The sequence below is a fragment of the Halobacteriovorax sp. RT-1-1 genome (genome assembly GCF_047085455.1).
In the GTDB taxonomy this organism is placed as follows: Bacteria; Bdellovibrionota; Bacteriovoracia; order Bacteriovoracales; family Bacteriovoracaceae; genus Halobacteriovorax_A.
In genome coordinates, this window is sequence record NZ_JBKIXZ010000002.1 from 941460 (window position 1) to 955970 (window position 14511).

The 14511-nt window shown below is 36.4% G+C and carries 20 protein-coding genes; 7 read left to right on the forward strand and 13 right to left on the reverse strand.

Annotation, left to right across the window (positions count from 1 at the left end):
- Positions 1–41: 41 nt before the first annotated feature.
- From ACMAWV_RS14890 to ACMAWV_RS14910, 5 genes are all read right to left on the reverse strand, one after another.
- The gene (locus ACMAWV_RS14890) at positions 42–1343 is read right to left on the reverse strand and encodes an ectonucleotide pyrophosphatase/phosphodiesterase (protein WP_392992418.1); all 1302 of its coding nucleotides are present in this window, start codon (positions 1341–1343) and stop codon (positions 42–44) included.
- Positions 1344–1413: 70 nt separating this feature from the next.
- A complete protein-coding gene (locus ACMAWV_RS14895) occupies positions 1414–1596 on the reverse strand; it encodes a hypothetical protein (RefSeq protein WP_146037917.1) in 183 nt (60 codons plus the stop codon).
- Positions 1597–1692: 96 nt separating this feature from the next.
- Positions 1693–2682 carry a YceI family protein gene (locus ACMAWV_RS14900; RefSeq protein ID WP_412463130.1) on the reverse strand — a complete coding sequence of 330 codons (990 nt, stop codon included), beginning with the start codon at positions 2680–2682 and terminating at the stop codon, positions 1693–1695.
- Positions 2663–3319: an inorganic pyrophosphatase gene (locus tag ACMAWV_RS14905; RefSeq protein WP_392992415.1), complete on the reverse strand. Its 657-nt coding sequence runs from the start codon at positions 3317–3319 to the stop codon at positions 2663–2665. The genes ACMAWV_RS14900 and ACMAWV_RS14905 overlap by 20 nt, the downstream gene beginning before the upstream one ends.
- A 93-nt stretch (positions 3320–3412) precedes the next feature.
- Positions 3413–3877: a hypothetical protein gene (locus tag ACMAWV_RS14910; RefSeq protein WP_392992413.1), complete on the reverse strand. Its 465-nt coding sequence runs from the start codon at positions 3875–3877 to the stop codon at positions 3413–3415.
- Positions 3878–3991: 114 nt separating this feature from the next.
- On the opposite strand from ACMAWV_RS14910, the gene ACMAWV_RS14915 reads away from it, so the two are divergent.
- Both ACMAWV_RS14915 and dtd read left to right on the forward strand, forming a co-directional pair.
- Positions 3992–5923 (forward strand): hypothetical protein, encoded by a 1932-nt coding sequence (locus ACMAWV_RS14915; protein ID WP_412470091.1) that lies wholly within the window; start codon positions 3992–3994, stop codon positions 5921–5923.
- Complete coding sequence (dtd, locus tag ACMAWV_RS14920; protein ID WP_392992410.1) at positions 5923–6357, forward strand: D-aminoacyl-tRNA deacylase; 435 nt, start codon at positions 5923–5925, stop codon at positions 6355–6357. The genes ACMAWV_RS14915 and dtd overlap by 1 nt, the downstream gene beginning before the upstream one ends.
- Here dtd and ACMAWV_RS14925 read toward each other — a convergent pair whose 3' ends face one another.
- Positions 6358–6579, reverse strand: a complete 222-nt coding sequence (locus tag ACMAWV_RS14925) for a hypothetical protein (RefSeq protein ID WP_103219125.1) — start codon at positions 6577–6579, stop codon at positions 6358–6360.
- Between the two features lie 223 nt (positions 6580–6802).
- Here ACMAWV_RS14925 and ACMAWV_RS14930 point away from each other — a divergent pair, with 223 nt between their 5' ends.
- Positions 6803–7372 carry a hypothetical protein gene (locus tag ACMAWV_RS14930; protein WP_103219126.1) on the forward strand — a complete coding sequence of 190 codons (570 nt, stop codon included), beginning with the start codon at positions 6803–6805 and terminating at the stop codon, positions 7370–7372.
- A 49-nt stretch (positions 7373–7421) separates the two neighbouring features.
- Here ACMAWV_RS14930 and ACMAWV_RS14935 read toward each other — a convergent pair whose 3' ends face one another.
- Both ACMAWV_RS14935 and ACMAWV_RS14940 read right to left on the reverse strand, forming a co-directional pair.
- On the reverse strand, positions 7422–7838 hold the full coding sequence (locus ACMAWV_RS14935; protein WP_103219127.1) for an NINE protein: 417 nt from the start codon (positions 7836–7838) through the stop codon (positions 7422–7424).
- The gene (locus ACMAWV_RS14940; RefSeq protein ID WP_103219128.1) at positions 7838–8182 is read right to left on the reverse strand and encodes a hypothetical protein; all 345 of its coding nucleotides are present in this window, start codon (positions 8180–8182) and stop codon (positions 7838–7840) included. Before ACMAWV_RS14940 ends, ACMAWV_RS14935 begins: the two co-directional genes overlap by 1 nt.
- Before the next feature lie 69 nt (positions 8183–8251).
- Between ACMAWV_RS14940 and ACMAWV_RS14945 the strand changes: the two genes are divergently transcribed.
- Positions 8252–8554 carry a hypothetical protein gene (locus ACMAWV_RS14945; RefSeq protein ID WP_103219129.1) on the forward strand — a complete coding sequence of 101 codons (303 nt, stop codon included), beginning with the start codon at positions 8252–8254 and terminating at the stop codon, positions 8552–8554.
- A gap of 3 nt (positions 8555–8557) precedes the next feature.
- On the forward strand, positions 8558–9112 hold the full coding sequence (locus ACMAWV_RS14950) for an adenylyltransferase/cytidyltransferase family protein (protein WP_412470090.1): 555 nt from the start codon (positions 8558–8560) through the stop codon (positions 9110–9112).
- A gap of 143 nt (positions 9113–9255) precedes the next feature.
- On the opposite strand, the gene rpsD is transcribed toward ACMAWV_RS14950, so the two are convergent.
- The 3 genes from rpsD to ACMAWV_RS14965 all read right to left on the reverse strand — a co-directional run bounded on the left by rpsD (position 9256) and on the right by ACMAWV_RS14965 (position 11438).
- Entirely contained in the window at positions 9256–9888 is a 633-nt protein-coding gene (gene rpsD, locus ACMAWV_RS14955; protein ID WP_103219131.1) for a 30S ribosomal protein S4, read from the reverse strand.
- Positions 9889–10071: 183 nt separating this feature from the next.
- Positions 10072–10932, reverse strand: coding sequence for an aminotransferase class IV (locus ACMAWV_RS14960; RefSeq protein WP_103219132.1), 861 nt, complete (start codon positions 10930–10932; stop codon positions 10072–10074).
- Complete coding sequence (locus ACMAWV_RS14965; RefSeq protein WP_103219133.1) at positions 10929–11438, reverse strand: rhodanese-like domain-containing protein; 510 nt, start codon at positions 11436–11438, stop codon at positions 10929–10931. Before ACMAWV_RS14965 ends, ACMAWV_RS14960 begins: the two co-directional genes overlap by 4 nt.
- Positions 11439–11542: 104 nt before the next feature.
- Between ACMAWV_RS14965 and ACMAWV_RS14970 the strand changes: the two genes are divergently transcribed.
- Both ACMAWV_RS14970 and ACMAWV_RS14975 read left to right on the forward strand, forming a co-directional pair.
- A complete protein-coding gene (locus ACMAWV_RS14970; protein ID WP_412463127.1) occupies positions 11543–12856 on the forward strand; it encodes a CFI-box-CTERM domain-containing protein in 1314 nt (437 codons plus the stop codon).
- Positions 12828–13193: a response regulator gene (locus tag ACMAWV_RS14975; RefSeq protein ID WP_392992403.1), complete on the forward strand. Its 366-nt coding sequence runs from the start codon at positions 12828–12830 to the stop codon at positions 13191–13193. The genes ACMAWV_RS14970 and ACMAWV_RS14975 overlap by 29 nt, the downstream gene beginning before the upstream one ends.
- Before the next feature lie 35 nt (positions 13194–13228).
- On the opposite strand, the gene ACMAWV_RS14980 is transcribed toward ACMAWV_RS14975, so the two are convergent.
- Together ACMAWV_RS14980 and ACMAWV_RS14985 are read right to left on the reverse strand one after the other, a co-directional pair.
- Positions 13229–14242, reverse strand: coding sequence for a diiron oxygenase (locus ACMAWV_RS14980; protein WP_412470089.1), 1014 nt, complete (start codon positions 14240–14242; stop codon positions 13229–13231).
- 11 nt (positions 14243–14253) lie between these two features.
- On the reverse strand, positions 14254–14511 hold the full coding sequence (locus ACMAWV_RS14985) for an acyl carrier protein (protein WP_103219138.1): 258 nt from the start codon (positions 14509–14511) through the stop codon (positions 14254–14256).

The following is a 14511-nucleotide window of genomic DNA, read 5'->3' on the forward strand; positions in this document are numbered from 1 at the left end:
TATAAAAAGAAAGGCAGGTTTTAAACCTGCCTTTTTTATTTCTATTGATTGATGACTTCTTGGATCGCTTCAATTTTACCATCAATTTGATAATGGTTATCAAGGCCTAGAAGCCTTAAGACAAGAGGGAAGATGTGAATATTCTCTTTTGAGTCTGCAATGTAATTCTTTTTAAAATCTGGCCCTTGAGCGTAGAAAATTCCATGCATCTGCTGATTTGTAAACTGATCCCAGCCATGTGAGCCCGCCGGTGTATCAAAGTCTGTTGCGGCAATCCACCAACCAGCATTAGCAATACAGGCAAATGTTCCAATACGAACATTATTTTTGAAATTGTATCGTGATGGAATTGAATCTTTATCATAGCACTTAAAGTTCTTTGCTTTTGCGTTTATTTGTTTAAGTGTTGCTTGAATATCTAAGACGATCTTTTGTTCTGTTTCTTTTTTATAGAATTGAACAATTGGTCCCTCTCCAAAAATTCGATAATCATCTTTTAACAGAGCTAGCGTTTCATCTTTTAAGATAATTTCCTTCTTGTTCTGATCAATATCTTCCATTCCATGATCTGAAACAATTATGATATTTAGATTTGGAACAAGTTTTGTTGCTGCTGTGATTAATTTCTCAAGAGAGGTGTCTACATTCTCAATGGCCTCTTTTACTTCTTTTGATTTTGTTCCGTAATGGTGGCCGGCAGAGTCCACATCTGGGAAGTAGAGAGTCATGAAGTATGGCCTTTCTTTAGTCGGTAGTTTTAGCCATTCTAGGATCTGTTTGATGCGATTTTCATGTGGCATTTTATGAATATAGTCATACCAATACGAAGGTCTTATTCCTGAAATATCAGCTTCAGATCCTGGCCAAAATAGAGTAGCAGTCTTTAGTCCTTGCTCTTCTGCAGCTGTCCAAATCGTAGGTGAAAGATAGAAGTTCTTATTTCTTACCGCTTTTCGATCTTTTAGAGAGTAGTTTAACTTTAGATCTGGAGCATAGAAATGATTTGCCACAATTCCATGATTCATCGGGTAGCTACCTGTTGCAATCGAGAGATGATTTGGAAATGTTTTCGTCGGATAAGAAGGAATGAGACTTTTTAATTGAGTTCCTTCATTTGAAAATTTTGTTAAAAACTTTGGTTTATAGTTCTTTGTATAATCGTATCGATAACCATCAAGAGAAATAAGAAGTACAGGGTTTATATTTTGTAATTCTTCTTCAGAGGCCACATTCTGGCTTGATCTCTCAATATGATAACTATTCTTGTAAGTGGAGTCGTTCTTCGTACATGAGCTATACGAGAATAAGCTTATTATTGCTAACGGAGCTAGTAACTTCTTCATTGGTTAATCCCTTGTAAATCAATATTTACTTAGATTGTAAGGGATTAACCGTATTCTTGTATATTAGGAATTAATAACAGTTATAATCGTCATAATCGATGTCAGAGAACCTGAACTTCAATGTACGAATATGGTCTAGAGGGATATCGTATTCTTGACGAAATAATCCATCTATATCCTTTGTGAAAATAATTCCATCTACTACTCTGTATTCAACTGCTTCAATTGTCATAAACTCTATCTCCTTCTTCATGAAGAAATTTTAAGACAAGTGATTAAAGGTGAACAAGTAAAGATTTTCTTAAGAAATGCTCTAAAGCCCCGTTTCTTAAGGTTATCTTAAGGTTCGTTAACGCTTAAAAAGAGGGTGAGTTCCTACACCCGTGTATTCACTAGTGATGTAGATACATGCAACAATAAAAGATGTTACGATTATTGTTGATAGTAGGAGTGTAACATTTTCTGACATTCCTTTCTCTTCTAAATAATTAACTAGCTTGGCCTGTCCCCAGATACCAAAAACGATGGTTACAATAAATAGAATACCTGTTGAAACAAGTGTCAGGAGGATATTTGAAATTTCAGTATAGTCACTATCAGGAGCGACATTTGCTGTCGTGTTCTTTGTGATTTTTCCACTTGGAAGGATGAGAGGCCCTCCGGATGTCTGAGCATCCAGAGAGACTTCACGTTTTACTGATTCTGTTGGAAGGTAAAAGCGAGAAAAAGCCGGCTTATCATTTGATTGATAGGCTTCGATCGTAAAGTTGATGATAACTTCTTCACCAACAACAAGTCCGCCGTCAAAGTTTTTACTCCAGTTGATACCAAAGTCAAAACGATTGATCTTAAAGCTTCCTTCAAAGTAGATCCCTTCTTTATTAGTCCAAGGATCAGTACGCTTACCAAGATATTTTAAGCTAACAGGAACAGTCTTCGTTTTTTCTTTTACTGTTATCGCTAGCTTTGCATCGGCCTTTTTGTCTTTTAAAACAATGGCCTGAGCACTTTTAAATTTGATAATTGGAAAATTCTCAGCATTGAAGAATTCATTTTTCTTTAAGTGCTGATCTCTTTTCTTATCAAAAGTATTGATACTCTTAACTATGATCTCACCTTGAAGATCAGAGATCGTATTATCGTCTTTCTTAAAGTAAATTGTGTAATCGTCAAATTGACCTTCAACATCAGTCAAGGCCATGTACTTAACACTGAACTTTAATTTTGAATGTTCTTTATTAACAATATAAGAAGATGCAAGAGTATTAAGGGAAATTAGTAGGGCAAAAAAAAGGTGCCCAATAAGGCACCCTTTGTAATTATTTAACAAATTTTTCATTATAGTCTTCTACGCCGAGGTTGATAACTTTCATTGCTGTTTCAGCATTGTATGTTTCTGTAATTTCTACTTTAGCTTCACCATCTTTTACAGGGATTTCCTTGTAAGTTAGGAAGTAGTGCTTAAGTTCTGCAAGTACAGCAGCAGGAACTTGATCGATATCAGTGATGTGACCAAACATTGCATCGTCTTTTAATACAGCGATGATTTTATCATCAATTTCACCACCATCTAGCATTCTAAAACCACCAACAGGAATACAGTTAACTAGGATATCACCTTGAACAATATTCTTTTCTGCAAGTACACAAATATCGATTGGATCATGATCTCCAACAATTCCTGTGCGTCCTGTTTCTGCTTCAGCAAAGCTTGCTGATTTTGAGTCAGAGTAAGTGCGTGGGATTAATCCATATAATTGTGGAATAATATTTGAGAACTTCTGTGGACGATCTACCATTAGGTATCCACTTTCTTTATGAACTTCATATTTCACGCGGTCATTAGGAGTAATTTCGATATAAGCATTAAGAACTTTCTTATCTTCATTGTCCCAAGTCTTGATACCATGCCATGGATTTGGCCTAAACATTTTTCCATATTTCTCTAAGAAATCATTTAGCTCTGAGTTAGTCATTATTAATCCTTTTTGTGAATATTTTGGCATTAACTTAGCACAAAGAGGATAGTCTAGGAAGTTTTATCAGGCCCAATAAAAAGGGATTCGTCGCTACTTCGAAAAGAAGCGAATGATCTCTGCAAATGCACTTTTTGGTCCATTTACTGTATTCTTTAGATTGTTTTTATTGAGCTCACTTATAGCATGAGCGCTATGGGTAGTAGCGTTAAGAATACCAATCTTCGCCTCAATATCATCGAGGATTTTCTTTAGAAATGCTTCTTCTTTTGGGTCGAGCTCATCAGAGCGAAAGACAATATTTGCCAGGTGATGGAGTTGGCTTAAGTGAGCAGGGTAGTTTACTTTATGAATGAATTCATCTGGGCGATGTCTTTGAATCAGGTCTTCTTTTAGCTGAAGTCTATCTTTATCTTCAAGCTTGGCATTGTTGATAAAGTCTTGAATTAGAGTTTTTTCTTGTTCTGAAACAATATTATCGAGATGAGTCAGAGAAACTAGTGTTCTCCACATATTTAGGAAACTATCGTACTTCTTATCATCACTTAAACTATTCATTGAAATATCTTAGCACAACTGAAAAATCAGCTATTTAGGCATGACACTCTTTGCCTAGTGAACGCGAAACTATAAAGAAGGTATAATTTTTAGGACGGGCGGTAGTGTAAATTTATGAAAGTCGAAGATTACTCTAAGAAAATTACTCAAATGAATCAGGAGCAGCGAAAGCAGCTCAATCATATTCGTGAAGGCTATCAGTCCAATCTTCAAAATATTCAAGATAAGAATTCTCATAAAATCGATAATATTAAGCATGAGCACGCAAAGAAGCAGCAGGCCCTTATTGAGGATAATCAGCAAAAACTTGATGAAGCTGCAAAGAAGGCCAAGCTTGCTATGGCCAAGTCAAAAGAATACTTTCGCGAAAGAAATGAGCAAATTAGAGAAGACTTTCATAAGACTTCCACTGATCAAAAGTCTAAATTCGACGAAAAGCTTGCTACCTTAAAACAAGCTTATGCAGATACTATTGAACAAAGAGATACTACATACGAAAGTAGTTTAGAGTCACAAAATAAAAGATCACAAGAGCGAATTGCACTTAATCAAGACCGTTTCCAAGATACGATTAAGCAATTAAATGAGCACACGAGTGAATCAAATCAAAAGCTTAATGCTGACTTCGCTGCCCGTGAAAAAGCACAAGTAAGAAGAAATCGTGACCAATTAAATGAGCTTAAGTCACAATTTTCTCTAGAGAATCGTGACCTTAAAAATGCCGCTGACAAAAATCTTAGAAAAGTTGTCGATGAAGGCAAGAGGCGTGAAGACTTCTTAGTTGCTTCTAAGAAAAATGCATTGGAAGAAGCAAACCAATCTTATCTTCGTCAAATTAATGAAAAGCAAGCAGGTGTTGATCAAATTGCTCGCGATCTTCATATGAAAACGCAAAAGTCTCTACAAGACCAAAGACTCAGTCACGAAAAAGAGGTCTCTGAGTTAATCAGAGATCAGGTTAGTAAAAGAGAAGATATCAAAGGTGATCATGATCTCGATATTGCTCGTTTCAAAAATTCTCAGTCGATGAGCCAAATGGAGCAAAAAGGTGTTGAAGATAAATTTCAACAAAAGATAGATCGCTTAAAAGAGCTTAACTCTCAAGTCATTAAAGATTTTGAGGATAAGTTAGTTGAAAAAGATAATGCGGTAACAAAAAGAGTTAAGGATCAGTCTCGTGAGCAACAGGCCCGTATGGCCGATTTCCAAAGTGAGACCAGAGCGAATGCTGATGAGATACAAGCTCGCTCTCAAAGACAGCATGAAATTAAAAAGGCCCAATATAATAGAAATATTTCTTATGAAAAAAAGGTTGCTGAAGACAATATTGTTCAAAAAGAAAATCAATTTCGTGAGTTGATGGATGGCCAGAGAAATCACTTTAGAAATAATCTTATTCGTACAGAAGAGAAGAATCTCGAAACAGTTAAGTCTTTGCAAGATTCATTTAGAGAAGAAAAAGAAGAGATCAATGCTCGTAATCACGAGATGTATGCAGATACACTAAAATCTCATCGCCAAGAAATGGATAAGAAAATCTCTGATATCCAGGCATCATATGAAAGTAAATTTCAAGTTCAAGAAGAGCACTTAAAGAAGTCAATTGCTGATGCTGAAGAAAAGCTATATATGCTGAGAACAACTTCAAAGAGAAAGCAGCAGTCTGAAAGTGAATTCTTTCAAGAACAGTCTCGTATGCAAAGAAGCGAAATGAAGGAAAATTTGGATCATATTAAGGATCAGTATGAGAAACAATTCCAAGCGCTTCGTGACGACTTTAACACTCGCCTTAAAATGGTAAAAAGAGAAAATGAAGTAAAAACATCTCGTATGACCCATAATCATAATCTTGAAAAACAGAAGATGACAGCAGATCACAATACAGATATGAGAAGAAAACTTAATCTTGCTCAGAAAAAGCTAGAGAGACAAATGAGCGACTCGCAAAGACTTAGAGATCAACTTGTTTCAAGTTACGAAGAGAAGATTAAGAACCTTAAAAAACAATATGAATTAAAACAAATTGAAGAGTATAAGCAAGTTTAATGAAAGTAGTTATTCAACGAGTCTCTAGTTCTAATGTAAAAGTAAATAATAAAGTCGTGGCCCAGATATCTAAGGGCCTTCACTTACTAGTCTGTATTGAACATGACGACAACCGACAAACAATCCAAAAGGCCTGTGAGAAGATCCTTGCTTTAAGAATATTTGCAGACGAGCAAGGAAGAATGAATCGTTCTGTTGTGGATATTGAAGGAAGTATTCTTGCGGTTTCACAATTCACTCTTTCTTGGAATGGTAAGAAAGGTAATCGACCAAGCTTTGATGGAAGCGCCAAGCCTGAAGTTGCAAATAAATTATTTGATGAGTTTGTTGAGATACTAAAAAGCACTGTCCCTGTAGAGAAGGGAGTCTTTGGAGAAAGCATGGCCGTCGAAATACATAACGACGGGCCAGTAACTTTTCATATTGAATTTTAATTAAGCAGTAACTTTAGATTTAGATCCTTCTTTTTCTCTTTTCTCCATTCTAACTGCTGTTTTCCAAATTCCAGCAAAGATGAAGGCAAAGATCACAAAGAAAGTCATAACGTGAAGAACTTCAATCGTCAGAGAAGATGCAATATATGCTGTATCTCTAACTGGCTCTAGCATTTCACCTTTAGGAACAATAGACGTCTCGTAAACTTTAGTGTTTTCCATGGGGTCTCCGTTTAAGTAGTCGATATTGCGTCAATATTAAACAATTTAAGAAAATTGTCCAGTATTAACTTACTACAAATATGAAATAGAAAACATGTTCTTTATCAGTTTTTTGTTTAGATTCGAAATAAGTATAAATTTCATGGCACTTATGCAAGTATGGACAATCCATTTTTTGTATTTTAAATACAATTTATTTTTATTTTCATCATATGGAGGGGATATGAGATTTTTTACATTTGCCTTATTACTAGGGCTATTAGTTGGTTGTAAGACTGAATTTAAAGGTACTCTAGCAGTTGACTCTGCTGTAGAGCTTAAGTCTAAAGATGATAGTATTTCACTTGCTCAAGGTGAGTACAAAGCTAAGCTGAAGTTTATCGGTAAGAGAAAGCTTAAGATTCAAGTTGCTGGTGAAAAGCTAACTGTTAAATTCGATGAGAAGTTTAAGCTTCCAAGTAATGGAGAGTTTACACTTGATAAGGCCGACACAACTCTAAATTATGATCTTCATGGAACGATCACAACTGATATCGAGCGTGGACCAATTCGCCACCGTGATGAATTCTGTGAAATTACTATTCCTGAAGTTGTTTGTAGCAGTAGAAGAAGACAGTGTACGACAGTATATCGTCGCTACCCAGGTCGTCGTTTTGTTGAGTACCGTGATGACATTATTTCTAAAGTATTTAGAATTGATGTTGCAGATGCTGGTCAAACTTACTCGACTTTTGATGCAACTTCTAGAGACTACGACCGTGTTTACCTTTATCAAGGACGTTGTGGTTTTTAATTAAATCAAAATTAACTAAATGAAAAGGCCCTCTGTGTGAGGGCCTTTTTTATGCTATACCTTTGTTGATATCGTCGATTTGCTCATTAAGTGTCCAAAAGTCATAAAGAACGCCAAAGAGGAAGAAGCCACCCGTTAGAAGATAGAGTATCCCCATAAGAATCTTTCCTTGATAAAACTTATGAAATCCAAAGACACCTAGAAATGTTAGAAGAATCCAAGCGATATTATAATCAAGGACGCCCTCATAATAGCGATTATCACATTCTTCATCCATAGAAGGAATTAGAAAGATATCTACTAGCCAGCCAAGCCCTAAAAGGCCTAGTGTTAGCATCCAGATCGTTCCTGAGATAGGCTTACCATAGTAGAAGCGATGAGCTCCCATAAATCCAAAAAGCCACAATAGATATCCCATGACTTTACTGTGAGAGTTATTAGGGAGAATTCCTTGTTGTTGATTCATTATTTATACTCCTTTAGACCCCATGGAGGTGCTTTGCGCTCACTTAAAAGAAGCTCAAAGGCATCTTCTATTTTTTCAAAAATTTCCTTGGCCTCAAAGAAATCCTCTAGCTCTTCCATTTGCTCTTCTTCATCAAGAGACAGGGGGATACCAGTGATAAAATAGTTAAGCTCTTGACCTTCATACTTAGCATTTATCGTTAATGTATGAAATTTCATTTCATTATTTTGGTACTTCGTAAGCTTTGTACCAGATAGAAATAAATGGTATTTATCATTTGTGTCTGGGCCGATTTCAGTAGTGAAAAAATACTCAATATCGTTAAATTCGCAAGAGAACTTCATATTTTGCTCGTTGGTTTATTAGATTTAAATTTAAGTTACACTAATATTATACTAGACTTGGAGATATATGTGAAAGTTGATTATTTAATGAACTCAAATGGAGATAACGTGAGCGAAGAAAATAAGTCGAAAGACAGGAAAGAGCCTCGTCGCATTCTAGTTTCAAGTGATAAAAAAACTCTTAACCTTGCTGATAAAGATATCTTAATTGTGGCCTCAAAACTTAAGAAATATATTAAGGATAAGCATGGCCTAAATACTTCTGCAAATGTCATGGAAATCTTGTCTGATATCATTAGAGTAAAATGCGATTCTGCGGCCGAGCGTGCAAAGCAAAGCGGAAGAAAGACACTTCAAGAAAAAGATTTTTAAGTAATGTCCAAATTAGATGAAATAGCCAATAGTGTAGAGCTTTATTCTTCTGAGACGAAGTCGACAGTTACATTGTTTGGAGGAAGTTTTCATCCATTTCATCAAGGGCATCTTGAGTGTCTAAATCAATGTAGTGAGTTTGAAGACAATATTATCATTGTCTTAGACTACAGCCCTTGGAAGTCCAATGAACAAGAGGATCCGTACGGAGAGTATCTAAAGATCAAAGATGCCACAGGAGCTCGATTTCCTATCTATACGGGCTTTTGGGCCCAGAAGCTTAGAAGACCCACATATGAGTGGCTGCAAGAGGTTAAATACCCAAATATTAATTGGTTGATGGGTGATGATACATTTGGCTCATTTCTTAAATGGTTTGAAGTTGAGAAGGTTTGCCAGCTTCTAACTAAAATCTATGTTGTTCCTCGTGATGAGAAAATGGATGAATATAGAGAAGTTGAAAAGAAGATAAAAGAATTTAATCCAAAGCTTGAGGTTGTCTATCTTAGGCCTCATGAGTATCAAGAGCTAAGTTCGACAGCGATTCGAAATAAGTAAAATAATAATTAAATAGTGCGTTGATTTGGCGGCTATGGCGAACCGGTCGGGCGTGAACCCGACCTCTCGTATATTTTGGCAAGCTAAAGACTCCTGCCGATAGAAATAAAAAAGGCTCCGTAAGGAGCCTTCTTTTATTTCTATTACTTTACTTTCCAGTAGTACTCAATAACTAGCTGAGAGTTGAATTCAAATGGTACATCTGATTCAAGAGGAGCAGCAACCATAGTTGCTTTCTTCTTATCTGTACCTTCAACATTGTAACAAGCTGGAACTGCTGCGAAACGTGGAGTTTCTTGAGTTTGCTTGTAAAGTTGGTTGTTATAACCTTTCTCAGTTAGAGAGATAACATCACCTTGGCCAACGATGAAAGATGAACGGTCAACTTTCTTTCCGTTAACTAGGATTTGTCCGTGAGAAACCATTTGAGAAGCTGCCATCATTGATGGTGCAAATCCAAGTCTGAAAACTACGTTGTTCAGTCTTGACTCAAGGTTAGATAGAAGTACTTCCATCCATGGCTTACCAGCAGTGTTCTTCTTAGCTTGCTTAACGTAAGTAACAAGTTGCTTTTCTCTTAGACCGTAGTGGAATACTAGTTTTTGTTTTTCTTTTAGACGAACGGCGTAGTCAGAAATTTTCTTTCTTTTGTTACCGTGTACACCTGGTCCGTATGGACGACGTGCTAATGCACCAGCTTTACCAAGACCTGGAAGTTCAACACCTAGTGCTCTTTGGATTTTAAAGCGTGATCTCGCTGTAGTACTCTTTGCCATTGTTGGCTCCTTTTGAATAAAAAAGACTTTAGGGACAAGGAAAAGTTACATCACATCTCAAAGGCTAACGCCTTAGGCCCATCAATCTTACTTAATATTTTCGGATGTAACTGAAGCTTTATAGCGAACAATGGCCACTATTGTCAATGGGAAAGGATGTAAATATTAGATATTATATAAGTTTCAGAGTTCAGACTTAAAGATATCAAGCACTTGTATAGTTTTACTTCCAGGTTTTCCATTTCCGATCGTTGTATCGTCAACTTTTACAATTGGAACAAGGTATTTTGTTGATGATGTAAGAAAGCATTCGTCAGCTTCTTTAAGCTCACTTCCCGTGAAGTTTACCTCTTCAAATGGGATGCCTTGTTCGCCAAGAATACGAATAACATTTTCTCTGGTTATACCTTTAAGAAGTCCAGCTGCAATAGGGGGCGTTTTAAAAATACCATCTTTTACTATCCAGATATTACTCGTTGTACATTCTGTGACATTGCCATCTTGGTTAAGCATGATGGCATCAAAGTAGCCTGCTTCTTTGGCCTCGTTATATGCAAGGATATTATTAAGATAGTTTCCAGATTTGATATTTGGGTCCATCGACTTGACTGGATTTCTAAGAGTTGAAGCGATAATTACCTCAACACCATCTTCATACCAAGTGCTAGGATTTTCAGGAAGCTCTTTACCGATGATAATGACATTTTGATTACTGGCCGCTTGCGGGTCAAGAGTAATTTCTCCCTCTCCTCGTGTGACAATTAATCGTATATAGCATCTGTCATGACCTGCTTCGTGCAGCTTCTTTGCAACGTCTACAATGCGCTTTTCATATTCAGTAAAGTTGAGTTGAAGATGCATGTGCATCTTTAAAGCAGAGTTTTGTAAGCGTTCAAGGTGCTCTTTTAGAAAACCAATTTTACCATTTCTAACTTCTGTTACTTCGTAGACAGAGTCACCGTAGAGGAAGCCGCGATCAAGTACAGATATTTTTGCATCTTCTTCTCGCTCTAGAATTTGGCCATTAATACTTATTACTTTCATGGTAGAATTGCTTTATATCCTTCTGGGATGATATTCCAGGCGTCATTCTCGAAGCGAATTTCTTTTGTTTCCTTACCCATTAGATAAATCTTCTGGCCACATTGTAGCCACTCGAGGATTCCACCAAATAAATTTGTAAACTTTGTATTAGGGTTAGTTTTTGAAAGCTCGAGGATTGCTTTCGTTGAACGTGTTCCAATTGTAGAGTAGACGACAACTTCTTTGCCTTGAAGTTGAGGATAGACTTCATGAAGCTTCGATAAAGGAATTGCGCGTTCAATGTGAGAAACTTCAAATTGATAAATATCTCGTGCATCTACAATTACGAGGCGATTATCTTTTAAACGTAAGCGTCTTTTTAGGTAGTCACAGTCGATATTTTCAACGCTTGGGTACTTCTTAGAAAGGGCGGTTGCCATACTGCCAATAACTTTTCTCTGATCCTTGATTCCATCAGTTCCGATACAAGAAGTTAGCAGAAGTATTGAGAGAACAATATATTTCATAATTTGATCCAAACCTTTGTCATTTAAACAACTTAACTATTTTGATTATCATGCCAAATCTTTAATTATTTGACCATGAATAAAACTTAACCCATAATTTTACTATGCAGAAATTATTTAAAATCTTCATTTTTCTTTACCTTACAATCACTAGTGCTTACGGTGCGTCTCTGAGTCTGGATGACAAAACTGAGCCAATCTTCTACTTGAGAAATTCTACAGGTGAGAACTTAAATGAGCTTTTTTATAATTTGGGTGGGGATGGTTCCACTCCTGAAGCCGCAATTACTCTTTATGTTCCCCTAAGCCTTGGGACGGGAACTCAAGATTTTGCTTATTATACTGCAGACTCTGGGGGGCTAAGCCCAAACTTGGCAGATGAAACATCTGAGTTAGGTGGTCTCTACTTACAGGATGTTGACTCACTTGCTTACACTAATGAAGAGCTTTACGTTGCATTAAAAGATAACGACAATTCAAATCCTGCTTTTCGAATTGTTACTCAAATACCAAGCTCTCAAGTTGAAGCTCCCTTTGTAAGTTTTGCAGATATCTGTTCAACGAGTGAGCTAAATTGTGCTGGTATTACAGACTCTATCGCTTCTATTAAAGACAGTGTTGAATTAGTGTTGTTCTTTATGCCTAATGATACTGATTACAGCTCAAATGAAGAAGTAGAGATTCCGGATGCTGTTGGTAGAGCAATCTACTTTAAGCTTGTTATTAGTGCAGCAGCTACTGATATTAGAACTCGTGCAACTCTTAACATTATTGGTACATATGCAGGGGATCAGACTGCTGTTATTGAGTACACCGGTGATCATGGTGGTAATGGTGCCTATATTTCTCGAATGGCCCTTTACGTGCAAAGTGGCGGTGGAGTTGTAACGAGAAATATTAATGATATTAGAATTGTTGAAGATCAATCAAATGAAGGTAATGTAAAGGTAACTAACCTTACTAATAATACTACCTACAGTTCGGCAATTTCATATCTTGATCATTTTGGCTATGTCGGTCCAGGGAGTGTGAGTAATGCTGATTTGGCCACGCAAACTGGAAATTATCAACCGAAGCCAATTGAAAAGCTTTTGTCGCAAAATCAGTGCTATCTCGTGACTGCAGGCTTTCAAAGAGATCATTATGTCTTGAATTACTTTCGTGTCATTCGCGATGAGTACTTGATGAAGACGACGCTAGGGGCAGCATTTGTTGATTTTTACTATAGCAGTGCGCCATTTTTTGTTGAAACGATCTTAAATAACAAGGCCTTGGCCTCGATGGTTAAGAGATATAGTTTCTCAATGTATTTTATTTTACAAAATATCCTGTTTATAATAGGATGCATGACTATAATTACGTTGTTAACGTTTAGAAGAGAATTAACATATGCCGTACAAAGTTTTAATCGTCGATGACGAACCAGATATTCTAGAACTATTGGCCGAAGAGCTTGAGTTTGAAGGTTATGAGACAGAGTGCGCCAACTCTGGAAATAGCGCTGTAAAGCTTATCAATAGTGGAAAAACATTTGATGCCATAATTTCTGACTATAAAATGCCAGATGGTAATGGAAAGGTTGTCCTTGATTGCACAAATAGCAACGATAGCCAAAAAGAAAAAGTTTTCTACTTTGTTTCAGGTCAAGCTGATATTTCTTTGAAAGAAGCTATGAAGGAAGGGGTGACTCGTTTCTTTTATAAGCCTTTTGATTTAGATGAATTACTAACAAGCTTAAAAAGAGATTTACAATAAAAAAAGGGACCGTTTGCGGTCCCTTTTTTATTTGGCTAGTTTAGAATTGTCGAATGCGTACCACGTACGTATCGATTTTTTCCGATGTGATCTTCTTTGCTTTCTTCAAGCAGTAGATCCCAAAAACCATCCATCTCATTATATTTGGCCAGTAGCTCATAAGTACGGCCAAGCCCCTGTCTCGAAAAGGCACTTCGTTGAAATTCTACATTTGTACGAAGTGACTCAAATTCACCCTTTAATTGATTTACTGTCTCTTGTGAAAGATCGCTGAACTCTTCTTGCATTAGCTCTAGAATTCTTCCTGCAAGTCTCTTTGGACCAAAGTATGAGGAAATGAATTTCACAAAAACGCTGGCATTAATCTTTCTAAGAATAGGATTTGCTTTGTCATAAAAAGCAGCAAGGAAACACTCATCAATTTGCTGATGTCTTACTTCATCAAGCATATGATAGTAGTGGCATTGCCAAAAGTTCCAGTCCACTTCACCGGCCTTTAGGGCCTTATTGTATTTTTTAGAAATATCTAATGTTCTCTCTTCAAAGAATAGGGCAATCCAAATCCACCATAGAAAGATATTTGGAAATGTCGTAACAACCTTCATGATAAAGTTTTGAACTGGGCCAAGTTTAAAAATGCGAAGAGGACTTTCTTTCGAATAATTTTCTGGCTCTGCCTTCATGAGCATTCTAAGAAAGATTTCACCGTGCTTATCTTCTTCTTCCATAAAGTGATCAATGGCCTCTGTCATTTGAGGATTAAGCTTATAGATTCTTTTACAGCTTTTAAGTGCCGGATTTAGAAGTACATTTTCAAACCAAATAAATTGCTCACAAATAGAGAGTCCAATTAATTGATTGAATCTAAGTTTTTGTGCTTCAGTAAGCAGATCATAACTAGGTAAGTAAGAGATAGTGACCATTTCTTCTGGTGTCCACTTGAGATTCTTATCGATTGGTTTAGACCAATCAAGTGCATCAACAGTGAAAGCACGCTCTACAGATTGCTTATTAAGTTTTTCTAATTTGCTAATAAGTCTTGTTTCCATCTTAGCTCCAATTATGAAAGTACTTGTCTCAGTTCTTCGTTATGATTTTTTTCTAAGTAATTAATTAGGTCTTGAGTTGTTTGACACTGTAAAAAAATTGTTACAGGTAGTTCTTCAAAATCTTCCTTAAGACGTCCAATAAATGACATGGCATCATAAGAATCAAGCCCAAGAGTGATAAAGCTAGTCTCTAAAGTCAGTGTGATCTCTTTTTCATCACTAACTTCAGCAATTGCTTCATTCAAATATTTTAAAATTTGTTCTTTCAT

Excerpts from the sequence above, each read along its gene's own strand:
- ACMAWV_RS14985 (WP_103219138.1), bottom strand. The coding sequence starts at position 14,511 with ATGAAAGAACAAATTTTAAAATATTTGAATGAAGCAATTGCTGAAGTT.
- ACMAWV_RS14910 (WP_392992413.1), bottom strand. The coding sequence starts at position 3,877 with ATGAATAGTTTAAGTGATGATAAGAAGTACGATAGTTTCCTAAATATG.
- ACMAWV_RS14965 (WP_103219133.1), bottom strand. The coding sequence starts at position 11,438 with ATGAAATATATTGTTCTCTCAATACTTCTGCTAACTTCTTGTATCGGA.
- ACMAWV_RS14980 (WP_412470089.1), bottom strand. The coding sequence starts at position 14,242 with ATGGAAACAAGACTTATTAGCAAATTAGAAAAACTTAATAAGCAATCT.
- ACMAWV_RS14915 (WP_412470091.1), top strand. The coding sequence starts at position 3,992 with ATGAAAGTCGAAGATTACTCTAAGAAAATTACTCAAATGAATCAGGAG.
- ACMAWV_RS14895 (WP_146037917.1), bottom strand. The coding sequence starts at position 1,596 with ATGAAGAAGGAGATAGAGTTTATGACAATTGAAGCAGTTGAATACAGA.
- ACMAWV_RS14905 (WP_392992415.1), bottom strand. The coding sequence starts at position 3,319 with ATGACTAACTCAGAGCTAAATGATTTCTTAGAGAAATATGGAAAAATG.
- ACMAWV_RS14890 (WP_392992418.1), bottom strand. The coding sequence starts at position 1,343 with ATGAAGAAGTTACTAGCTCCGTTAGCAATAATAAGCTTATTCTCGTAT.
- ACMAWV_RS14900 (WP_412463130.1), bottom strand. The coding sequence starts at position 2,682 with ATGAAAAATTTGTTAAATAATTACAAAGGGTGCCTTATTGGGCACCTT.
- ACMAWV_RS14925 (WP_103219125.1), bottom strand. The coding sequence starts at position 6,579 with ATGGAAAACACTAAAGTTTACGAGACGTCTATTGTTCCTAAAGGTGAA.
- rpsD (WP_103219131.1), bottom strand. The coding sequence starts at position 9,888 with ATGGCAAAGAGTACTACAGCGAGATCACGCTTTAAAATCCAAAGAGCA.
- ACMAWV_RS14960 (WP_103219132.1), bottom strand. The coding sequence starts at position 10,932 with ATGAAAGTAATAAGTATTAATGGCCAAATTCTAGAGCGAGAAGAAGAT.
- ACMAWV_RS14975 (WP_392992403.1), top strand. The coding sequence starts at position 12,828 with ATGCCGTACAAAGTTTTAATCGTCGATGACGAACCAGATATTCTAGAA.
- ACMAWV_RS14970 (WP_412463127.1), top strand. The coding sequence starts at position 11,543 with ATGCAGAAATTATTTAAAATCTTCATTTTTCTTTACCTTACAATCACT.
- ACMAWV_RS14940 (WP_103219128.1), bottom strand. The coding sequence starts at position 8,182 with ATGAAGTTCTCTTGCGAATTTAACGATATTGAGTATTTTTTCACTACT.
- ACMAWV_RS14930 (WP_103219126.1), top strand. The coding sequence starts at position 6,803 with ATGAGATTTTTTACATTTGCCTTATTACTAGGGCTATTAGTTGGTTGT.
- ACMAWV_RS14950 (WP_412470090.1), top strand. The coding sequence starts at position 8,558 with ATGTCCAAATTAGATGAAATAGCCAATAGTGTAGAGCTTTATTCTTCT.
- ACMAWV_RS14935 (WP_103219127.1), bottom strand. The coding sequence starts at position 7,838 with ATGAATCAACAACAAGGAATTCTCCCTAATAACTCTCACAGTAAAGTC.
- dtd (WP_392992410.1), top strand. The coding sequence starts at position 5,923 with ATGAAAGTAGTTATTCAACGAGTCTCTAGTTCTAATGTAAAAGTAAAT.